Below are 15,966 nucleotides of genomic sequence, written 5' to 3'. Positions count from 1 at the left end.
TCAGGCCTGACCCCGGTTTTACGCTTCTGGTTTAAATGAACGCTAAGGCGCGCACCGGCGCCCGGGAATCAGGCGCTGAGGCAGGCGCTGAGGCGGCCCGCCGCCGGTGCGCCGGATTCGGCGCCCACCTGTTGGTGTTCGCGCATCGCCATGGCGTCGCCCAGCATCACCAGCACCGGGCCGTGGGTCGCGCCCAGTCCCTGCGCCAGCGTGGCCAGCTCCAGGCGCAGCACGCGCTGGTCCGGCCGGCTGCAATTTTCAATCACCAGCACCGGCGTGTCGGCGCGGCGGCCCTGTTCGAGCATGCGCTTGGCCGTGGCGATGGCCTCGCGTCCGCCCATGTACTGCACCAGCGTGTCGCTGTCGGGAATGGCGACGTGGTCGGGCTGGTCGGGCGCGGTGCTGGACGTGAAAAACGCCACGCTGCGCGCCACGCCGCGCTTGGTCAAAGGCTGCTTGCTGGCCGCCGCCGCCGCCAGCGCGGTGGTGATGCCGGGCACCACCTCGACGTCGATGCCGGCTTCCTCCAGCGCGCGCAATTCCTCGTCGGCGCGGCCGAACAGCATCGGATCGCCGCCCTTCAAACGCACCACCAGGGCGAATTTCTTCGCGTTGTCGACCAGTTGCTTGTTGATGAAGGCTTGCGCCGTCGACAACTGGCCGCAGCGCTTGCCGACCAAAATCTTCAAGGCCTGCGGGCACAGCTCCAGCATCTCGCCGGTGACCAGCGCGTCGTGCAGCACGACGTCGGCTTGCGCCAGCAGGCGCGCGCCGCGCATGGTCATCAAGTCCTGGGCGCCGGGGCCGGCGCCGATCAGGAAGACTTTACCGAAGTGGGATGCGGGTGCCATGCCGTTCTCCTTAGCCGAGCCGGATCATGCCGGCGGCGACGGTTTGATGCGTCACTTCGTCGATCAGGATGAAGGCGCCGGTGGCGCGGATATCGTCGTAGGCGTCGGCCGCCAGCGCTTGCTGCACGGTCAGCGCGATGCGCGCGATGTCGTTCAGCTTCAGCCCCTCGGCCGGGTGGCGCTGCTGGGTGTTGATGTCGAGCAGGGTCTCGATCGCCGTCACCTTGGCGGCGGTCTGCTTGGTGCCGTGCTTGATCCAGTACTTGCGGCGCAGGTCGAGTCCGTCCTCGGACAGCCAGCAGACGTCGGCGACGACGTTCTTGAGCAAGGTGGCCGGGCGGTCGGCGCCGGCCAGCATGTCGCCGCGCGAGATGTCGAGGTATTCATTGAGCAGCAGCGTGACCGACTGGCCGACCACGGCGCTGGCCAGCGAGCCGTCCATGGTGACGATGTCTTTGACGGTCGCGCTCTGGCCGGACGGTTGCACCACCAGCTTGTCGCCGACGCTGACCTTGCCCGCTTCGATGCGCCCCATGTAGCCGCGGAAGTCGTTGGCTTCGTGGCCGTTGTGGCGCGCCACCAGTTGCACCGGGAAGCGGAACGGCGCGTCGTGCGAGTCGTCGTAGACCGACAGCGATTCGAGCAGCTCGATCAGGGTCGGGCCGGTGTACCAGCCCAGTTTGTCGCCGCGCTCGACGACGTTGTCGCCGGTCAGCGCCGACAGGGGAATCGGCGTGATGTCCTTCAGGCCCAGGCTGACGGCGAATTCGCGGTAGGCCGCGACGATGCGCTCGTAGACGGTTTCGTCGTAGCCGACCAGGTCCATCTTGTTGACGGCGACGACCACGTGCTCGATTTGCAGCAGGTGGGCGATGGTCGAGTGGCGCTTGGTCTGGATCAGCAGTTCGACGCTGCCGTCGTCGCCCAGCTTGACCTTGGAGACGTCGATGAGGATGATGACGGCGTCGGCGGTCGAGGCGCCGGTGACCATGTTGCGGGTGTATTGCTCGTGGCCGGGGGTGTCGGCGATGATGAACTTGCGTTTCGGCGTGGCGAAGTAGCGGTAGGCCACGTCGATGGTGATGCCTTGCTCGCGTTCGGCTTCCAGGCCGTCGGTCAGCAGCGACAGGTCGACGGCGTCGCCGACGGTGCGCTTGTGCTTGGAGCGCGACATGGCGTCGAGCTGGTCGGCGAAGATGCCCTTGCTGTCGAACAGCAGGCGGCCGATCAGCGTGCTCTTGCCGTCGTCGACCGAACCGGCCGTGATGAAGCGCAGCATGCCGCGTTCGGAAATGTTGTCGTTGATTGCGTTCATCAGAAGTACCCTGCTTTCTTACGTTTTTCCATCGACGCTTCGGAGGTTTGGTCGTCCATCCGGGTGGCGCCGCGTTCGGTGATCTGGGTGACGGCCGTTTCGGCGATGATCTGCTCGACCGTCGAGGCGCTAGACGACACCGGGCAGGTGCAGGAGATGTCGCCGACGGTGCGAAAGCGCACCACTTGCGTTTCGACGGTCTCGCCCGGCAGCGCCGGCGTCAGGTCGGTCAGCGGCACCAGCAGGCCGTTGCGCGGGATCACCTGGCGCTCGTGCGCGAAGTAGATCGGCGGCAGTTCCAGTTTTTCGCGGGCGATGTATTGCCACACGTCCAGCTCGGTCCAGTTGGAGATCGGGAACACGCGCATGTTTTCGCCCGGATGCACGCGGGTGTTGTACAAGTCCCACAGCTCGGGGCGCTGGGCTTTCGGGTCCCACTGGCCGAACTCGTCGCGGAAGGAGAAGATGCGCTCCTTGGCGCGGGCTTTTTCCTCGTCGCGGCGGGCGCCGCCGATGCAGGCGTCGAATTTATGTTCGGCGATGGTTTCAAGCAAGGTCACCGCTTGCGCGGCGTTGCGCGAGTCGGTCGCCGGGTTGCGCAGGCGCACGGTGCCGCGGCGGATCGATTCCTCGACCGAACCGACGATCAGGCGTTCGCCCAGTTCGGCCACTTTCTTGTCGCGGAAGGTGATGACCTCGGCGAAGTTGTGGCCGGTGTCGATGTGCACCAGCGGGAAGGGGAACTTGCCAGGGCGGAAGGCTTTTTCGGCCAGGCGCAGCATGACGACGGAATCCTTGCCGCCGGAGAACAGCAGCGCCGGATTGGCGCACTCGGCCGCCACTTCGCGCATGATGTGGATCGCTTCTGACTCGAGGCTATCGAGGTGACGCTCGTTTAATATGGTATTCATAGGCCTGATGTTATTGATAGTGTGTTGATTCAAGCTGCAACGGATTTGATGCGTATGAGTTTGCCGTCCACCATGTGCAGGCCGCATTCCTTCGAGTCCGGGTTTTCCCACCACCAGCGGCCGGCGCGCACGTCCTCGCCCGGTTCGACGGCGCGGGTGCACGGCTGGCAGCCGATCGACGGATAGCCCTGGTCGTGCAAGGCATTGTAAGGCACATTGTTATCGCGAATGTATTGCCATACGTCCTCTTCGCTCCAATCGGCCAGCGGATTGAACTTGGTCATGCCGTGGTCGGGATCGTCTTGCTCGACGTGCAACTCGGCGCGCGTGCTCGACTGGGCGCGGCGCTGGCCGGTGACCCAGGCCTTGTTGCCGGCCAGGGCGCGCCCGAGCGGCTCGACCTTGCGCACGCGGCAGCATTCGCGGCGCATCTCGACGCTGTCGTAGAAGGCGTTCAAGCCGTGTTGCGCGACGTAGGCGTCGACCGCCTCCGGCTGCGGGCGGTACAGCGCGACGTCGGCGCCGTAGCGCGCCTTGATCTTGTCGAGCACGGCCAGGGTTTCGGCGTGCAGGCGGCCCGTTTCCAGCGAGAAGATGCCGATGGGCAGCTTCGCCTTCAGGATCAGGTCGGTCAGCACCATGTCCTCGGCGGCCAGGCTGGACGCGAACACGGCCGGCGTGAAGTCACTGGCGATGCGCTCTAAGGTCTGGCGGGTGCTGGCGACGAGGGCGGTCAGGTCGTTCATGGAGTCGTTTCCTTAAATGCCGAAGCCGACGTCGGCGTCCGGTGTAGGGGCTTCGCGGTGGTGGCGCCGGAACAGTGGCGTTTTGTCGTCCCACGACGCCTGGTAGGTTTCGGAAAACACCGACAGGCCCTTGAGCGCGTCGTGGATGCTGCGGTCCGGCCGCGTCGCGTAGGCGTCGAAGCCGACCCGGTGCATCGAGAACAACTGGTCGCGCAGCACGTCGCCGATGGCCCGCAGCTCGCCCTTGAAGCCGAGGCGGGCGCGCAGGTTGTAGGCGATCGAGTAGCCGCGGCCGTCGGTGAATTTCGGGAAGTCGACGGCGATGACGGCCAGCAGCGCGACGTCGGCGCCCAGCGCCTCCGGGCGCTCGTCGCTGGCCAGCCAGACGCCGATGTCGGGCAGGCGCGCGGCCAGCTCGGCGCGCCGCGCCAGCCAGACCGCCAGCGGCACGATGGCCTTGCCGGCCGGAACGGTTACGCTGTCGGCGCTGTCGCCCTCGTCCAGGCGCAGCAGGCCCCAGTGGTTCGCCACCACGGCCGCGTTCTTAATGATTTCTTCGCGTACTTCAAACATAGTCGTCTTCCCCAACCAGATGGCCGACCTTGATCGGCGTTGCATATACGTGTTCCTTGAACGGCGCCACGCCCAGGCGCTGGGCGGTGTCGACGAAGCGTTCGTCCTCGTAGCGCTCGCGCACATAGACTTGCAGCAGGCGGTCGATGACCTCCGGCATTTGCAGCGAGGAGAACGACGGTCCGATGATCTTGCCGATGGCGGCGTGGTTGCCTTGCGAACCGCCGATCGACACTTGATACCATTCGCTGCCGTCCTTGTCGACGCCCAGCACGCCGATGGCGCCGACGTGGTGGTGGCCGCAGGCGTTGATGCAGCCCGAGATGTTCAGTTCGATCTCGCCGATGTCGTGCTGGAAATCGATGTTGTCGAAGCGCTCGGCGATGGCGGCGGCGATCGGCAGCGACTTGGCGTTGGCAAGCGAGCAGAAGTCGCCGCCCGGGCAGCAGATCATGTCGGTCAGCAAGCCGATGTTCGGCGTGGCCAGGCCGTGCGCCTTGACTTCCTGCCACAGCTTGAACAACTGCGACTGCTCGACGTCGGCCAGCACCAGGTTTTGCTCGTGGGTGACGCGCAGTTCGCCGAAGCTGTAGCGGTCGGCCAGCTCGGCGACGAAGTCGATCTGCTCGGCGGTGGCGTCGCCCGGCGGCACGCCGGTTTTCTTCAGCGACAGCACGGCGATGGCGTAGCCCGGCACCTTGTGCGGCTTGACGTTGCGTTGCAGCCAGTTGGCGAAGGCCTTGTTGTCGGCGTGCTCAAGCAGCGGGTCCAGCGCCGGCAGGGTGGCGTAGGCGTGCGGCTTGAAGTAGTCCACCACGCGCGACATTTCCTCGGTCGTCAGGGTTTCCGGGCCGTCCTTCAGGTCGACCCATTCGGCCTCGACTTGGCGGGCGAATTCCTCGGCGCCGATGGCCTTGAGCAAAATCTTGATGCGCGCCTTGTATTTGTTGTCGCGCCGGCCGTACTGGTTGTAGACGCGCATCACCGCCTGGGTGTAGGTCAGCAGGTGCTGCCACGGCAGGAAGTCGCGGATCACGCTGCCCAGGATGGGCGTGCGGCCCATGCCGCCGCCGACCATGACCTTGAAGCCGATTTCGCCGGCCTCGTTGTAGACGGCGGTCAGGCCGATGTCGTGCACGGCGATGGCGGCGCGGTCGTCCTTGGCGCCGTTGATGGCGACCTTGAACTTGCGCGGCAGGGCGATGAATTCGGGGTGGAAGGTGCTCCACTGGCGCAACACTTCGGCGTACGGGCGCGGATCGATGATCTCGTCGTGGGCGACGCCGGCGTACGGGTCCGAGGTGGTGTTGCGGATGCAGTTGCCCGAAGTCTGGATGGCGTGCATCTCGACCGAGGCCAGGTCGCTGAGGATCTGCGGCGTCTGTTCCAGTTCAATCCAGTTGAACTGGATGTTTTGGCGCGTGGTGAAGTGGCCATAGCCGCGGTCGTACTTGCGGGCGATGGTGGCGAACATGCGCATCTGTTTCGACGACAGCAGGCCGTACGGCACGGCGATGCGCAGCATGTAGGCGTGGCGCTGCATGTACAGGCCGTTTTGCAGGCGCAGGGGAATGAATTCCTCCTCCGTCAGTTCGTTCGCAATCCGGCGCTCTACCTGGTTGCGGTATTGGGCAATGCGTTCCTTGACGATGAGGTGGTCGTATTGATCGTATTGATACATGGCAAGAATCCTAAAAAAAGCTGAACGACTACTGTAATGATAGTGGATGCGGTTAACTATACTAAAGTTGTTGGGGCGCTGGCCGCCGCTTACTGCGACATCAGTTTGACGGCGACGCCGGTCAGCGTCATGGCCAGCAACACGCGCAGGAAGCGCTCGGGCACCGCGCGCGCCACCCAGGAACCGAGGGTGATGCCGGGCAGCGAGCCGATCAGTAGCGAACCCAGCAGCACCCAGTCGATCGAGCCGAGCCACCAGTGGCCGAAGGCGGCGATGGCCGTCAGCGGCACGGCGTAGGCGATGTCGGTGCCGGCCACTTCGGCCGCGCTCATGCGTGGATACATCATCACCAGCAGCGTCGCGCCGATGGCGCCGGCGCCGATCGACGACACCGTGACGAGCACGCCGAGGGCGGCGCCGCAGATGACGGTGGCGCGGGCCAGCGCCTTGCCCTGCAATTGTTTTTCCGGGTGGGCGTTGACCCAGTTCAGCATCTTGCCCTTGAAGATCAGCGCGACCACGGTCAGCAGTACCGAGCAGGCGATCGAGTAGCGGATCACGACGCCGATTTCCTTGTCCAGCGCGCCGAAGGACTTGAGCGCCAGCGTGGCGGCCACGGCGGCCGGCAGCGCGCCCATGCACAGCAGCTTGACGATGTCCCAGCGCACGGTGCCACGCAGGCGGTGCGTCAGCGTGCCGGCGCTCTTGGTCACGGCCGCGAACGCCAGGTCGGTGCCGACGGCAACCGACGGCGGCACGCCGAACAGCAAGGTTAGCAGCGGCGTCATCAAAGACCCGCCGCCCACACCGGTCATGCCGACCAGCAATCCCACCCCAAACCCCGACACTATATAAGTTAAAGTCATGTACGCGCCCCCAAAGTACCTGCAATAGTAATAAACTTCGTCTTCATTCCCTACTACTTCCTACTCATTTGCTTATATGCGGATTGCGTATAAGCATGAGCGCAAAATGGGGGAAGGGAAGTGCAAGTAAGCAAAAAACCATCGGAAATGACGTGATCAAGGGCAAAAAACCGTAATGAATCTCCACCAACTGCGCTTCGTGCGTGAAGCTGTGCGCCAAAACTACAACCTGACCGACGCCGCCAAGGCCTTGTTCACGTCGCAGCCGGGTGTGTCGAAGGCCATCATCGAGCTTGAGGAGGAGTTGGGCGTCGATATCTTCACCCGCCACGGCAAGCGTATCCGCGGCTTGACCGAACCGGGTCGCCTGGTGCTGGAGTCGGTCGAACTGATTATGCAAGAAATTGACAGTCTGAAACGTATCGGCAAGGAATTCGCGGCCCAGGACAGCGGCAGTTTTACCATTGCCACCACCCACACCCAGGCCCGCTACACGTTGCCGAAGGTGGTACAGGCGTTTATGCTGAAGTTTCCCAAGGTGCGGCTGTCTTTGTTGCAGGGCAATCCTCGGCAGATCGCCGAAATGGTCCAGCGCGACCAGGCCGACCTGGCCATCGCCACCGAGTCGATCGCCGCCATCGACGGCCTGATCACGCTGCCCTGCTACCAATGGGAGCACGTGGTGGTGGTGCCGCCCGAGCATGCGCTGCTGAAAGGGAAGTCGGTGACCCTGGAAGACATCGCGGCGTTTCCGCTGATTACTTACGACGGCGCCTTCGCCGGGCGCAGCAAGATCGACCACGCGTTCGCGTTGCGCGGGCTCAAGCCGGACGTGCTGCTCGAGGCCATCGACGCCGACGTCATCAAGACTTATGTCGAGTTGGGGATGGGAGTTGGTATCATAGCGGGTATGGCGTTTGACGCCGAGCGCGACAAGAACCTGCGCGCGATCTCCGTCGGCCATTTGTTCGGCATGAACGTGTCGCGCGTGGCGGTCAAGCAGGGGGCCTATTTGCGCAGCTATATCTACACCTTCATCGAGTTGCTGACGCCGACGCTGAACCGGAAGTTGATCGAACAGGCGATGAGCGGCGAGAAGGAACACTACGAACTATAAGCCGGGCCGATGGCGCGGCGCGTACCACTCATTTAGATAAATATATGACAGAGAAGAAACACATGATTACCGAGCAACTAGCACAATTCTACGCCGTGGAAGCGCAGGAGTACGACCGCGTCTACGCCAACCCGGACGTCGAGGACGACCTCGACGAGTTGCACGACAAGATAGACGAGGTCCTGAGCGGCCACAAGGTGCTGGAGATTGCCTGCGGCACCGGCTACTGGACCCAGACCCTCGACGAGGTGGCGGAGTCGGTACTGGCGACCGACATCAACGTCGAAATGCTGGAGCTGGCGAAGACGCGCGGTTTCGAACGCGTCGAGTTCAGCCTGGCGGACGCCTTCGACCTGCCGGCCGACATCGGCAGCTTCACCGCCTGCTTCGCCGGTTTCTGGTGGTCGCACGTCAAGCGCGAAGACCAGGAGCGTTTCCTGGGCCAATTGCGCGCCAAGCTGGGCAAGGACACCGTCCTGGTGCTGGTCGACGACACCTACGTCGACGGGCATAGCGACGTCATCGCCCGCACCGACGCCGAAGGCAACACCTACCAGTTCCTGACAGCGATCGACGGCCAGCGCTACGAGATCATCAAGAACTTCCCGTCCGACAGCACGCTGCGCAAGCGCCTGGCCGCGCAGGTGCGCGAAATCCGCATCCTGCGCCTGGAACACTACTGGCTGCTGAGCTGCCGCCTGAAATAAGTTGGCCCCGCGTTGTTAAGTTGGCGCGGTTTTCGTAGATACTATGAATGAAGGCGGGTCGGCAAAAGACGCAAATTAATCCTAAAGTGAAGGTTCGAAGAATCAACTTAGGAGAAAATCATGCAACCGACCCGCGCCAACGATTTTACGCCTGAAGTCGAAGTTTTTGCAGTGGCATTAGAGTTGTCGAGCAAGAGCTGGAAAATTGCCTTGCACGACGGAAAGAGAGAGAAGCCGGCGATTCAGACGGTTTCCGGCGAGACAGCGGCGGGGCGCCTCAACGAAACGGTGCAGGAGATTGAGAAGTTCAAGGCAAAGTGGGGCCTGGCCGCCGAGGTACGCACCGTCGTGCTGTACGAGGCTGGTCAGGATGGCTTCTGGATTGAGCGCGCCCTCTCGAAGCTGGGCTACGAGGTGGTGATCTGCGACCCTGCCAGCATTCCCGTCGAGCGGCACAAACGGCGGGCCAAGACCGACCGGCTCGACGCGATCAAGCTCGTGCTGACATTGCGGGGCTGGTTGCGTGGCGAGTACGACCGGATGCACGTGATCCGTGTTCCGACGGTGGAGGCCGAGGCGCAGCGGCACGTGGTACGGGACCGCGGCGAGTTGCAAAAGGAAACGCAGCAGCACCGCGACCGGATCCGCAAGCTGCTGCGCACCGTCGGCTGCTGGGATGGCGTCGGCGGCGATGTGGGGGCGCGGCTGAACAAGCGGGAATTGTGTTGCTACGACGGCGATCCGCTGTCGGCGCAGCTGCAGCAGCGGCTGGAACAGGAGTGCAAACGTTTGGAGTTGGCGCAGCAACAACTGGCCGCGCTGGAAAAAGGGATGGCGGAGCAATTGCCGCCGGAGGTGCGCCAGCGCATTGCCGACCTGGAACGGTTGAAGGCGGTGGGGCCGGTGGGCGCGACGAGGTTGGTGCTGGAGCTGTTCTGGCGCAAATTCGAGAACCGCAGGCAGGTGGGCGCCTGCGTCGGTTTGGTGCCGCAGCCCTACGACAGCGGCGAGAGCCGGGTTGACCAGGGCATCAGCAAGCAGGGCAACCGGCGCGTGCGCGCGCTGTTGATCGAGATGTCTTGGTTCTGGCTGCGCTACCAACCCGACAGCGTGATGACGAAATGGTTCGCCCGGCGCACGCAGGGAGGCCAGAACAAGCGCGGCAAGCGCATCGCCATCGTCGCGGTGGCGCGCAAGCTGGTGGTCGCCCTGTGGCGCTACCTGGAGCATGGGATCGTCCCCGAAGGGGCGCAGTTGAAACGAGCGGCATAAGGGAGTAAGGCGGCACGTTCAGTACCAGCAGTTGGCATTACGTTGAACTACGCAGCAGCAAGGAGTAGGCAGGCCCGTAACCCGACCTGGTTGCCCATGGCAACCGACCCTAGTAGATGGGGCTTGCACGCATCAAGGTCACTAAGCGCAACGCGCATGCAGAATTAGGCTGGGGTAGCAAAACCAGCGGATAGAAGGTGGTGGGACGTGAAGTCTCACGCAATGATGACCGAGAGCTTCGAACTGGGCTGTACGAACGACGAAAGCAAAGCGCTGGCAATGAACGAAGGCCAAAACGAAACAGGTCGGCATGGCGCCAAGCCGCAATATGCGTCATGGCGCCATGGACCAGCATATTTCGGTATCGGCGGCGTCAAGGGTTCGCTTCGCCGGGCTTCGCCCGCCCTTGACCCCGCCGATACCGAAACAAGGGATAGGATAAATTTGCGAAAAACCAGTTGACTTGGAATTCATCATAGAAGGTCGGGTTAGTCCTCCGCTGTCTGACGACATGGGTAACCCGACCGGCGCCAACAGCGGCCCGGCGCCGGATGACGCTCTGCCAATCCGAGCTACGACACGCTCACCTCCCGGCTGTGCCGTCCCCGCGCATCGCCCCCCGTCCGTCCCTCCAGAAAAACACCACGACACGCAATTCCCTGCCCAGCGGAATGATTTGATGCAAAAAAACAACAAATTGCCGATGTCATATTGTTGAAGCATTTGATAGGCATGATTCGGTTCGGTAGCGCGGATGCAGACGGACTGGACGGGAATCGCGACGATTCCCCGGTCCGCCGGCCTCCTCTGCAATGCTCAATTTCGTCAACTCAATGTAGAGAATATCAAGTGAAAAAACTTACTCTGGCAGCACTGGTTATCGGCAGTTTCGCAGCATCGGCGCAGGCGCAATCGAACGTCACCATCTACGGCGTCGTCGATCTGGGTCTGGCCAAGACAACTGGCGCGTCCACTGTCGAACGCGAAAACCACGCTTCGCGCCTGGGTTTCAAAGGCTCGGAAGACCTGGGCAACGGCCTGACGGCGATCTTCAACCTGGAAAGCGAAGTGCTGGCCGACACCGGCATGCAAAAGGGCGGGCTGTTTGACCGCCAAGCCACAGTCGGCTTGAAGGGCAGCTTCGGTACCGTCTACCTGGGCCGCACCAAGGACTTGGTCGACGGCGCGCAAAACCGCGTCGAGCCGTTCGGCGCCGACGGCGTGGTCGGCAAGGTCAATGAAACGATGATGCGCGTTGGCGTGTCGACCTCGCGGGTCAGCAACGCGCTGACCTACAACAGCCCGAACATGGGCGGTTTCGTCGCCAGCGGCCAAGTCGTGCTGAGCGAAGTGTCGGGCGCCGACGCCGGCTACGCCGCCTTGCTGACCTACGACAACGGTCCGATCAGCCTGCACGCCGGCTACGAGCGTACCGCGCAACTGCTGGCCAACGCCGCCAAGCCAAACATGTACGTGGTTGGCGGCGGCTATAAATTCGGCGATGTAAAAGTCACCGGCGCCTACGCCAAGGGCGACACCAAGGTCGCGAAAACCGGCGAGTTCGAGGGCTTCCTGGTCGGCGTAAATTACAGCATCGGCTCGGGCGACGCCAAAGCGGTGTTCGGCAAAGGCCAGCAAAGCGTTGTCGGCAAGAAGGACGTCGACACCGTCAAGGAATTCGGCCTTGGCTACGACCACCACCTGTCGAAGCGCACCGACCTGTACGTCTACGCCGGCCGCGAGCGCGTCAAGTCGCTGACCTCCTACCAGCTGGGCATTTCGCACAAGTTCTAACTAAGTGCGGGCCAGGTAGTCGAAAGGCGCTCTGCGGAGCGCCTTTTTTCATGCCGCGTCGGCCGGCAGCGGCAGCACGACGTCGATGCGGGTGCCGCGGGTGGCGCCGTCGTTGGCGCTGATGTTGATGACGCCGTGCAAATTCCAAACCCGTTCGCGCATGCCCAGCAAGCCGAAGGACGAGGCCTTGTCCATGTCGCTTTCCTGGATGCCGCGGCCGTCGTCCTGGATCGCCAGCGCCAGTTCGGAGTCGATCCGGTGTAGTGACACCGTTACATTGCGCGCCTGCGCGTGGCGGGCGATATTGGTCAGCGACTCTTGCACGATGCGGTAGATGGCGGTGCTGTAGACGTCGTCGAGGGTCAGCTCGGCCTCGTCGGCCAGCAGTTCGACGTTGATGCCGTGGCGCTGGACAAACTCCTGGCGCAGGCTTTGCAGCGCGAAGTACAGGCCGCCCTCGTCGAGCGCGCGCGGCCGAAGGTTGCCGGCGATGCGGCGCAGCGAAGTGATCGCCGTGACGATCAGCCCGTCCATATTGCTCAGGATGCGCGCGCTGGCCGGGGTCGGGTCGGCGTGCTGTTGCAGCAGGGTCAGGTCTAGCCTCAGCGTCGCCAGCAACTGTCCCAGGTCGTCGTGCAACTCGCGGGCGATGTGCTTGCGCTCCTCTTCGCGGATGGTTTGCAGCGTCGCCGACAATTGGCGCAGCTGGGAAAAGGAGCGTTCCAGTTGCTCGTGCATCTGCTTGCGCTCGGTGATATCGCGCAAGATGATGGTGTAGACGGTGGCGCCGTCCTCGCTCTGGCTGGCGATCGACCCCTCCAGCGGGAAGCGCTCGCCGCTTGCCTTCAGGCCGGTGACGGCGTGGTCGATGGCGCGCCGGCCCATCATGCGCAGGTGGATGCCGGTGTCGCCGAAGTGGCCGACGGTTTGCTGCTCGCCCAGGGTGCGCAGGTCGCGCGGGATGAATTTGTCGAGCGTCGCGCCATGCATTGCCGACACGGTGGTGCCGAACATGGCGGCCGCGGCGGGGTTCGCTTGCAGGATGGTCTGGGCGGCGTCGGTGCTGATGATGGCGTCGCCGGCGTTGTGGATGATGCCGTGGTTGCGCGCGTGCTCGCGCCCGCCGGCGGCCTTCAGCAAGCGGTAGGCCAGCGGCAGCGTCAGCAGCAGGGCGGCCAGCAGCGGCGCGGCGCGGCGCGGGCCGGCGTGATCCGGTTTGCTCATAGTGCGCTCCAAACAGGGGGAGGGATGGAGAGCCGGAAACGCCAACCGTCATCCAGTGGCGGCAAATTCGGGGTCAAACCCTCGGGGTCTGACCCCGGATTCACGCTGTTGGTCTACACCGCGCGAGGGCCTGTTACACACTAATGCAAGGCGAGCCAGGCAGGATTGACGCGACGCAAAGTCGCGTCGATCGCGCCGGCGGGGGTATCTACATCTGCTTAAATAGATGCAAAAAGCTGCGGCTCACTTCCAACTTGTCGGCCTTACCCTTGATCAACACCAAATGACGGCCGCGGATATCGCGCGTGACACCCTCGATAGCGTTAACGTTGACCAGGGTGGCGCGGTGGATTTGCCAGAAAAGCGATGGATCGAGTTCCTCGGCCAGATCGCGCACCGGCTTGCGGATCAGCGCCTCGTACTTCGCCGTCTGCACGCAGGTGTATTTTTCATCGGAACGGAAGAACAGAATCTCCTCGACGGGAATCATGCGCAAATCCTGGCCGATGCTGGCCTGTATCCATTGCAAGTAGGTGGGCTTGGCGACAATTTTCTCGGCCAGTTGCGACAGCATCGCGGTGACGCTGCTGTTCATGTCCACGGCCGGCTTGCTCAGATGCGTTTTGAGCCGCTCGACCGTCACCCGCAGGCGCTCGAGTTCGGACGGCTTGAGCACATAGTCGACCGCGCCGCGCTCGAAAGCCTCGACCGCATACGCGTCGTAGGCGGTAACGAAGACGATGCGGCTCTTGTTGCCGATGACCTGGGCCGCCTCCATGCCGGTCTTGCCGGGCATGCGGATGTCGAGAAAGGTGAAGTCCGGCTTGAGCTGGTCGACCAGCTCGATCGCCTCGTCGCCGTTCTTGGCCTCGCCGAGGATCTCCAACTCAGGCCAGGCCTGGGCCAGGCGCATGCGCAGTTGGTCGCGCATCAATCTTTCGTCGTCGGCAATGATAGCTGTAGGCATAGGTATAGAGTGTGAACTGGGCGAGCGCCAATTATTCAATGAAATGGTTATTAAATCAATCACCTTCGCAGCGGCGCCGCGTTGAAGGGACCGGCCGCCGGTCGGCGACCAGCGCTTTACTTCGACAACTGGTACGGCACCTCGATGGTGACGCACACGCCGCTTGGTGTATTGGGCGCGATCAGCAATTGCGCCTGATCGCCGTGCAATAATTTGAGCCGCTCGCGGATGGTCGGCAGGCCCAGGCCGGTGCCATCGCTCGGCACGGCGCCAAAGCCGAGGCCGTCATCGGTAACCGAGAGCCGCAGCTTGCTGTGCGCGACTTCGGCCCGCACCGTTAAGGTGCCGCCTTCGGGCTTGCATTCGAGGCCGTGCTTGATGGCGTTTTCCACCATCGATTGCAGCATCATCGGCGGAAAGGCGGCCGTGCGCAGGCCGTCGGGAATGTCGAACACCACGGTCAGGCGTTCTTCCATGCGCATTTTCAATAGATTCAGATAGGCCTGGACCATGTCGGCTTCACGGCCGAGGTTGGTGATCACGGCGTTTTCGCGTATCTGTGGCAGTACCGCGCGCAGGTACTGAATCAGACTGCGCTGCATTGCCGACGCGCGCGGCGGATTCGTTTCGATCAAGTGTTCGACCGAGGCCAGCGTATTAAACAGGAAGTGCGGCTCGACCTGGGCCTGCATCGTCTGCATTTTCGCTTCGCTCAGCTGGCGCTGCATGGACTCCCGCTCGGCGGCGGCGTTCGCCGTCATCGTTTCGGCTTCGGCGCGCTTTTTTCCCCCGACCAAAGCCTTGGTCGCGAACAGCGTCAACACCAGCAGCCAGACAAAACTGGTGAACCAGGTCGAGGCCTGCTTGTGATAACGCGTTACCTTTTGCTCGGCAGCATCCTCGACGGCCTCTTCGATGGCGTTCGACAGCTCCTCGCCAACTCGTGGCGGCAGGCCGATGTGCACCTCATCGCCGGACACGTCAACGCTCACCGGAAAGGACGGCTTGGGGGGCTTGGGCGGCAGCGGCGGCTTGGCCGGCCGCGGTGGAATCGGCGGTTCTGCCGGTTCGCCCGGCTCGGCCGGTTCAGCCGGCTCGGCCGGCTCCACTGTCGCTGCACTGGCCGAATGGCGCCGGTTGATGCTTTTGCGCGGGTTGAAGTGGATGCCCGTGTCATCGATCAGGATATTCGTTTCGACGGTGGTCTTCTTGTTCGGGCGCTTGTCCGACTTGATCACCACTTCCTCGTCGGGACCGGATGAAAACAATTCGTCCTGCAAAATCGAGCCGGCAATTAAGGCCAGCGCCGCGAACAGAAAAAATTTCCACCAAGACAGCTGGGTAACCCAAGTCGCCGTCGTGTCAAAGCCGCGCTGCAGCCAGAGCAGGCCGGTCTTCAGGATCTGTTGTAGTGTGGACTGAGAAAACATATAGGGCTTTCGGGGGCAAAAAGTAGTCTGTACAAATAGCCAGTGTAACTGAGCGACGAGGTGGGGTAGCTGGCGCAGAGCGTGTTGGAATGATGCAACTCTACGCAGGCCAGGGTCGTCGTGCCACGCCGTTGCGACAGTCTGCTAAAAACGCGGTATGGAGGGGCGCCAAGTGGCTTGAACGGCGCCGCGAGAATTGCCGACACAAAACACTTGCCAATGATGCGAGCGCTTTGCTATAGTTCGCCTCCCCGCTGAAACAGTAGCGAAATCAAGTAGTTGCAGCGCAACGGGGAGCGCCGGAAACGGGGTTGCAGGAAAATCAGGGGGTTGACGAAACAAGCGAAACGCTGCATACTCTTCCTTCTCTGCTGACGACAAACAAAACGCTTTGTCGGTGACGCAGAAGGCACTACAGAACAAGTTCTTTAACAATTAACAGTCGATAAATGTGGGCATTTGATGAAGGTGCCGGCGGACTTCGGTCCGCCGCATACTTAAATTATCAAATG

15 protein-coding genes are annotated in these 15,966 nt (G+C 62.8%); 5 read left to right on the top strand and 10 right to left on the bottom strand.

Features of this window, described 5'->3' with window-relative positions; genetic code table 11:
- Positions 1-68 precede the first annotated feature (68 nt).
- The 7 genes from cobA to JANGC3_RS0112505 form a co-directional block, all read right to left on the bottom strand.
- The gene (gene cobA / locus JANGC3_RS0112535; protein WP_017876837.1) at positions 69-851 is read right to left on the bottom strand and encodes a uroporphyrinogen-III C-methyltransferase; all 783 of its coding nucleotides are present in this window, start codon (positions 849-851) and stop codon (positions 69-71) included.
- A gap of 10 nt (positions 852-861) precedes the next feature.
- Entirely contained in the window at positions 862-2,166 is a 1,305-nt protein-coding gene (locus JANGC3_RS0112530; RefSeq protein WP_017876836.1) for a sulfate adenylyltransferase subunit 1, read from the bottom strand.
- On the bottom strand, positions 2,166-3,077 hold the full coding sequence (gene cysD / locus JANGC3_RS0112525) for a sulfate adenylyltransferase subunit CysD (protein WP_017876835.1): 912 nt from the start codon (positions 3,075-3,077) through the stop codon (positions 2,166-2,168). The genes JANGC3_RS0112530 and cysD overlap by 1 nt, the downstream gene beginning before the upstream one ends.
- Before the next feature lie 29 nt (positions 3,078-3,106).
- Positions 3,107-3,823 (bottom strand): phosphoadenylyl-sulfate reductase, encoded by a 717-nt coding sequence (locus JANGC3_RS0112520; RefSeq protein ID WP_017876834.1) that lies wholly within the window; start codon positions 3,821-3,823, stop codon positions 3,107-3,109.
- 12 nt (positions 3,824-3,835) lie between these two features.
- Positions 3,836-4,396 (bottom strand): DUF934 domain-containing protein, encoded by a 561-nt coding sequence (locus JANGC3_RS0112515; protein WP_017876833.1) that lies wholly within the window; start codon positions 4,394-4,396, stop codon positions 3,836-3,838.
- The gene (locus JANGC3_RS0112510; RefSeq protein WP_017876832.1) at positions 4,389-6,077 is read right to left on the bottom strand and encodes a nitrite/sulfite reductase; all 1,689 of its coding nucleotides are present in this window, start codon (positions 6,075-6,077) and stop codon (positions 4,389-4,391) included. Before JANGC3_RS0112510 ends, JANGC3_RS0112515 begins: the two co-directional genes overlap by 8 nt.
- Before the next feature lie 89 nt (positions 6,078-6,166).
- Positions 6,167-6,943, bottom strand: coding sequence for a sulfite exporter TauE/SafE family protein (locus JANGC3_RS0112505; protein ID WP_026132907.1), 777 nt, complete (start codon positions 6,941-6,943; stop codon positions 6,167-6,169).
- 175 nt (positions 6,944-7,118) lie between these two features.
- On the opposite strand from JANGC3_RS0112505, the gene JANGC3_RS0112500 reads away from it, so the two are divergent.
- The 5 genes from JANGC3_RS0112500 to JANGC3_RS0112485 all read left to right on the top strand — a co-directional run bounded on the left by JANGC3_RS0112500 (position 7,119) and on the right by JANGC3_RS0112485 (position 11,833).
- The gene (locus JANGC3_RS0112500) at positions 7,119-8,060 is read left to right on the top strand and encodes a CysB family HTH-type transcriptional regulator (protein WP_017876830.1); all 942 of its coding nucleotides are present in this window, start codon (positions 7,119-7,121) and stop codon (positions 8,058-8,060) included.
- Positions 8,061-8,104: 44 nt separating this feature from the next.
- A complete protein-coding gene (locus JANGC3_RS0112495) occupies positions 8,105-8,767 on the top strand; it encodes a class I SAM-dependent methyltransferase (protein ID WP_232429699.1) in 663 nt (220 codons plus the stop codon).
- 120 nt (positions 8,768-8,887) lie between these two features.
- Positions 8,888-10,039, top strand: coding sequence for an IS110 family transposase (locus JANGC3_RS0112490; protein ID WP_017878279.1), 1,152 nt, complete (start codon positions 8,888-8,890; stop codon positions 10,037-10,039).
- A 222-nt stretch (positions 10,040-10,261) separates the two neighbouring features.
- Positions 10,262-10,501: a hypothetical protein gene (locus JANGC3_RS32660; RefSeq protein ID WP_157406410.1), complete on the top strand. Its 240-nt coding sequence runs from the start codon at positions 10,262-10,264 to the stop codon at positions 10,499-10,501.
- Between the two features lie 387 nt (positions 10,502-10,888).
- On the top strand, positions 10,889-11,833 hold the full coding sequence (locus tag JANGC3_RS0112485) for a porin (protein ID WP_017876828.1): 945 nt from the start codon (positions 10,889-10,891) through the stop codon (positions 11,831-11,833).
- Between the two features lie 48 nt (positions 11,834-11,881).
- Here the strand turns inward: JANGC3_RS0112485 and JANGC3_RS0112480 are convergent, their stop codons facing one another.
- From JANGC3_RS0112480 to JANGC3_RS0112470, 3 genes are all read right to left on the bottom strand, one after another.
- On the bottom strand, positions 11,882-13,057 hold the full coding sequence (locus JANGC3_RS0112480) for a sensor histidine kinase (protein WP_017876827.1): 1,176 nt from the start codon (positions 13,055-13,057) through the stop codon (positions 11,882-11,884).
- A 208-nt stretch (positions 13,058-13,265) separates the two neighbouring features.
- On the bottom strand, positions 13,266-14,024 hold the full coding sequence (locus tag JANGC3_RS0112475; protein WP_026132906.1) for a LytR/AlgR family response regulator transcription factor: 759 nt from the start codon (positions 14,022-14,024) through the stop codon (positions 13,266-13,268).
- A 116-nt stretch (positions 14,025-14,140) separates the two neighbouring features.
- On the bottom strand, positions 14,141-15,454 hold the full coding sequence (locus JANGC3_RS0112470) for a sensor histidine kinase (RefSeq protein ID WP_017876825.1): 1,314 nt from the start codon (positions 15,452-15,454) through the stop codon (positions 14,141-14,143).
- Positions 15,455-15,966 lie beyond the last annotated feature (512 nt).

The sequence above is a fragment of the Janthinobacterium sp. CG3 genome (assembly GCF_000344615.1).
Classification (GTDB): Bacteria; Pseudomonadota; Gammaproteobacteria; order Burkholderiales; family Burkholderiaceae_D; genus Janthinobacterium.
Note: the sequence above shows the minus strand (reverse complement) of the source record. Positions and strands in the feature narration are given on the sequence as shown.